Origin of the sequence: Lachnoanaerobaculum orale (genome assembly GCF_003862485.1) — a bacterium.
Taxonomy (GTDB): domain Bacteria; phylum Bacillota; class Clostridia; order Lachnospirales; family Lachnospiraceae; genus Lachnoanaerobaculum; species Lachnoanaerobaculum orale.
The window spans coordinates 709996-716060 of record NZ_RRCM01000001.1; the positions used below are offsets into that span (position 1 = coordinate 709996).

Below are 6065 nucleotides of genomic sequence, written 5' to 3' on the forward strand. Positions count from 1 at the left end.
AAAAAAATTAGAAAAAGATGGGTGAATAGGATGAAAAATAGAATAGTTTGTAAAAGTCTTGTTGCAGGTATGATTTCTTTCAGTCTGCTTTTGGGGCAGGTGGTTCCGGCTTTTGGAGCGGTACAGGATAAGGAGTCGGTAAGAAAATACTATCACTATCAAGATGCACTTAGTGAAGCTAAAAAGAGGGTAGTCAAGGTAGCAAAAAAAGATGCGACTTATGATAAAAGTTCAAGTGATACTGTAGATGAGCATACTGATGAGTATGGTGCCATTACCAAGGATACTTATGATGAAGCCGGGAATCTGATTAGTAGAAACGTTAACGGTAAAGATGTTATACAGTTTTCATATAATAGTGCCGGGAATATAACAAGTATCAAGAATGCACTTGGGTTTGAAACAAAGTATGAGTACGATGAGAGTAATAGGCTTATTGCCAATATAGACGCATTGGGGAATAAGACAAATTATTCTTATGATGGTGAAAATCTATCCAAAGTTATATTGCCGGATAATAGTGAGACAAGCTATGAGTATGACTCACAGGGGAGAGTTATTACTCAAACAGAAGCTAACGGTCTTATTACAAATATACAATATGATGAAGCCGGAAATATAATAAGACTTTATGATAATAAGGATTTAGATGAATATTATACTTATGACAGTTCTAATAATCTACTGACGGAAACAAACAGCTTGGGAGAAAAGACAAGCTATACATATGATTCAGAGGGTAGAGTAACAGCTATAGAATATCCGGATAAAACTTCGGAAAGTTTTTCATATGATGAAGCCGGAAATCTGATAAAAAGTGTAGATATATATGGAGTAGGTACAGAATATACTTATGATACATCAGGGAATTTGATAAAAGAATCAAGCGGAGAAGATGTCAGTGAGTATACATATGATAATGCAGGCAATCTCTTGACTGAAAAAGATGTTGATGGAAGCAAGAGTGAATATAAGTATGATGCTAAAGGAAATATAGTAGAAACTAAAGATGCACTGGGTAATATACAAAAGTTTTCATATGATATCAATGACAATCTGATACTGTATGTGGACGGTAAAAATCAGCCGATAGTATATAGATATGATGCACTTGGACAAAATACGGAGATAGTATATCCTGACGGCAGCAGTGAAAAGTATAAGTATGATGCACTTGGAAATATAATTGAATTCATAGATATAGACGGCAGTAAAACAACATATACTTACGATTCACTAAGTAGATTGGTAGAAAAGAAAGATACGTCGGGAAACTATGAAAAATACAGCTATGATACTCTTGGTGACATAACTTCTATTACAGATAATAAAGGGAATGAAAAAAAGTACTCCTATGACTTGTATGGACAGCTTACAGAGGAGAGTGACCAAAGCGGAAAAAGACATACATATACCTATGATAAAATAGGTCAGGTGACAGCAGAAAGTATTGACGGCGAAGATTTCTCATACACCTATGACACTTTTGGAAATACTTTAGAAGAGAAGAGCAGCAGCGGATATAATGCACAATATAAGTATGATAAGCTTGGTCAGCTAATAGAAGAAAATGACAGCACCGGAGAGACCGACAGCTATAATTACAACAATGTAGGAAACTTAATAAATGAGGTATATAAGAATGTAAATACCGGAGTATCTGAAAATATTTCATATACACTTGATAATAAGAGTCAAGTAACAAATATGAAAACAGATGCGGATGACATCAGGTTATATTATAATGCCAAGGGGCAGATAACACAAAAAGACAGTAAAACAGGGAGTGAAAAATTCTCATATGATGCTAACGGTAATCTTACAAAAATAACCGGAGGAGGCAAAGAGGATACCGATTTTACATATAGTGTAAGGAATCGCCTGATTTCTATAAACCCTAATAAGAAACAAGAAAATAATGATATACAAAAAGAACTTATAGAGACCAAAATTGGAGATATTTTCTACAAATCTGATGATAATGGAATAGTAGAGTACAGTGACGGAAATTCACATACTACATATTTTAAAAGAGATAGTCAGGGGCGAGTGGTAGAGAGAAAAAATCCAAGTGGTGATGTTGAGTACTATGAATATGGCAACGGTGATACTCCAATAAAGATAGTAAAAGCTGACGGAAAGCAATTAACTTATGATCTTGACAGTGAGGGCAGGATACTATCTCAAAGTGAAGCGGCAGGTGGTGAAAATAAGAAACTTTTAGAATACCGCTACGATGAGAATGGGAATATATCAGAAGCTATAGGGAATACCGGAACTTCCACCTACAAGTATGATAACAGCGGAAATATTTTAAATTATACAGATATATTCGGAAAGACAATAAATTATACTTATGATGAAAGAGGAAATTTAAGTAAGCTTGAAGTAGCCGGTGAGCCGCCAACTGTATATACATATGACAGTGAAGATAGAATTATATCTGTAACATATGGTGATAATAAAACTGTCAGCTATGAATATGTGGGAAATACTACGATTACACATCTACCGGATAATAATACTATAGTAGAAAAATATAATGACAGCGGAGACTTGGTAGATAAGACATATACTGATGATGCAGGAAATATCATATATAAGATCTCATTGGAGTATGACAGTGAAAGTAGGATATCTAAAAAATATGTTGTGTTGAGTAAGGATAATAAGGAACCTGATACAAAAGTAAGTACCTTTACAGACAAAGATAATGGTACGGACTTAAGTAATGACAACGAGGGTATGCCTACAGAGGAGACTTCTATATCTGACAGTGTAGATAATGCTATAACAGATACTACAGGTTTTACCAATATAGAGTATCAGTACAGCTATACAGACAAATCACAGCTAAAAAGTGAGAGTATCACAGGTGATATAGGTACCAAGGATATAAGCTATACATATGATAATGCAGGCAATAGAATAAGTGAAACTATAAAAACAGGTGATAAAGAAGAAGTAACTACATTTACATATGATGAAAGCAACAGGCTTATCAAAAAACAATCACCTAAGAGAACCACTACATATTCATATGATAAAAACGGAAATCGTATATCTGCAGTAAGTGATGGAGAAAAGTTTAGCTATACATATGATATCAATGATAACCTGACAGGAATAAAGAAAAATGATGTAACCATATTTGAAGCGACCTATGATGCGATGGGTGAGAGAGTTCTTACCAAAGAATTGAATGCAAACGGTACCTTGGAAAGTAAATACAGGCTAAATGATGTAAGCTTTGAAGATACACAGGTGCTATCTGTTTATAATGACAGTTCAAAAACGGATTTTATATATGGAAATGAAAGAACAGTTGAACTTTCAACCGGTACCGATAGTACATTTATAACAGACGAAAAAGAAAGTGCATTAGGTAGAATCGGAGAAGAAAATACATTCTATACACCATTTGGAGATAAGGAAGATACAAATTTTATTGATACTCAAAAAGCTTTAATAACCGGCTTTGGATTTGATGGAGAATGGCAGGATAGTACAGGATTATACTATTTAAGAGCCAGATACTATGATCCGAGTGATGGAGTTTTCTTATCGGAAGACAGTGTAAGTGGAGATATAGAGTCGGAAACCGGCTTAAACGGATACAGCTTTGTAGATAATGATCCTGTCAATTATACCGACCCAAGTGGAAATACAAGAAACAGAGGAAAATCCACAGGTAGAGGCAAGAGTGCAAAGGGAAAGCAGGTAAGCAAAAAGACAACTGCAAGTGGCAAGGGAAAGACTTCAAATAAATCTAAAACTCCGAAGCTGAAGATGCCGAAGATATCGCCAAAGGCAAAAGCACAATCAAAGAGACAGGCAAAGCCAAAGAATGCAGGCAGAAGATTAGGAAAGCAAAATATAAGACAAAGCACAAACTTGTCAAGAAGCTTTGAAAGAAGAACTGCCAACAGCTATTCTAAAAAATATTCAAAGAATGCTAACGCAAATGCAAATAGGTCAGGGAGAAATACCGCCAACAGATTTGCAGCAAGTATACGACCAAGACCTGTGGTTGCTAAGGGTGTAAATAAAAAGGTAAATAAAAAAAGTGTCAGCAGTTTTAGTAAAAAAAGCCCTACGATTAGCGTAAATTCTAATAAGAAGTTAATGCCTGATTTCTTAAAGCCAAGAATTTATGGATTTGATAGAATAATGCCACATGATGATTGGTCGGAGGATAGTAAAAAATATCTGAAAATTAAAGGTGCTTTAAGTGATGTACAAAGAAATAATGAAGCTCTAAATCAAAGAATACAAGCTGCAAGAAAAGATTTATTTATGGATACATTTACAGGTAAGTCTGTGATTGATACAATAAATGTGTCTATAAAAAATCTTAGAATAAAGGAAGAAGTAGGGCTTGTAAAGCTACCGAACTTAGGTATACACTATGATAATCTAAGGAATACCATTATAAGGGAGACTACAAAAGCGGGAAACTCTATATATGCTGCAAATATACCTATAATATCAAATGGACTCGGAAGATTTCTTGGAGCTACAAATATGCCGAAGAATGCCGGAGTAATGTCTATGATAGGGTCATACTACAGAGGAGCATATATAAAGGGATTTCTCGGTACGACTGATGGAATTTACAGTGCTGCCGCACATCCGATAAAAACGGTTGAGGGATTAACAGATATAATGCTGAACCCGGGAATATTAGGTAAGGCGATAAAAGACTATACAAACGAAAAGATAATTCATGGAAGTATTGAGGATAGAGCGGAATTTGTAGGACAGGCTATAACTGAAATAGGATTAGCTGTAGTGACAAGTGGTATTACAGGAGCGAGTGAAGGGACTAAAACAGCGAGCACTGCATCGAAGGTAGCAGAGATAGCGGATGAAGCCGGTAATATATCAAGAGGAGAGAAAGTTTCATCAAAGATAGTTGAAATAGGAGAAGAAATCGGTGATACTTCAAAGATAAAACCACCGTCAAAGATAGCTGAACCAAATAAGCTACCTATAGAAGCACCTAAGGCAGAAAAGGCACCTATAGAGATACCTGAGATAACAGAAAAACCAAAGCTGCCTGAACTTAAAAAGCCGATAGATAAAGTTGATGATATAGCTAAAGAAAAGCCTTTATATAAAGAGTATATAAAGCCTGAGGATAAAAAGGAAGTACCAAAGGCTATAGAAGATGCCACAAAGACAGGGAAACCGGGAACTACATTCTTAAGTACGAATGGTAGTAAGACAAAGTATGAAAATAATTCAAAAACAGTATTCGAAATTCCCGAACAAAATAGTAAAAATATAAATAATGCTATACAATCAAGGTTATCTGATGAGGATATTGGAAGATTTGTTGAAGGAAAAGTTGCAGATTATATAATGAATAATACAAATGAAACTGTAAAAAAATTAGGCGCAAAAGTAAAGGCACTTTCAGGTGAAAAGCTTAAACCGGAAAAGATAGGAGCAGATATAGGAGACCTGGATATAATGACGGATAACTATCTTATAGAGGCAAAGAGCGATGTACAAAATGTAAAGTTTTCTCAGATAGAGAAGTATTTGGATAAAAATAATCCTGAATACATTAATGTAGGGGATAAAAAGGTTATTTTATATATAGACAGTGGACTGGAGGGAGCAAGCGTAAAAGAACTTGAAGCGGTAGAAAAGTCAAGAGAGCTTGGGGCTATAATAGTTACAGATTTAGAAGAATTAGGGAGGATATTAAGGTAATGGGAGCATCAGCGTCAATGTTTAGAAAAGGTAAATATGTAACAGAAAAAGACTTGGATATAATAATTGATATATTTACTGAAATGGGATTTTATTCAAGTAATAAAGTGGATATGAGTTCAGGTGAAAGCGTGTGTTTAAGTGTGAGTTTTTTTAATGATGAGTGGGTAAGAAAGTGGGATGAGGACGAACTTGATTCATTAGATGATAATGACCATATTATAATTTACTTCTATCCTAATGTGGAAACAGAGCTTGGAGAATATATTCCAAGTATGGGAGAAGAAGTACCGGATTACCTTAACTTTGAAGATATTTCAGGTAGAGGCAGATTATTACTGGAA

Annotated in this window: 2 protein-coding genes; both read left to right on the plus strand. The window is 34.9% G+C overall.

All coding sequences use genetic code 11. The annotated features are described in order from the left end of the window. Nucleotides 1–30 precede the first annotated feature (30 nt). Nucleotides 31–5721: an RHS repeat-associated core domain-containing protein gene (locus EHW90_RS03520; RefSeq protein WP_124951263.1), complete on the plus strand. Its 5691-nt coding sequence runs from the start codon at nt 31–33 to the stop codon at nt 5719–5721. Beyond that, on the plus strand, nt 5721–6065 hold a 345-nt coding region (locus EHW90_RS03525; RefSeq protein ID WP_124952628.1), incomplete at its 3' end, for a hypothetical protein. The genes EHW90_RS03520 and EHW90_RS03525, both read left to right, overlap by 1 nt.

Coding starts and splice junctions, on each gene's coding strand:
- EHW90_RS03520 (WP_124951263.1), top strand. CDS start 31: ATGAAAAATAGAATAGTTTGTAAAAGTCTTGTTGCAGGTATGATTTCT.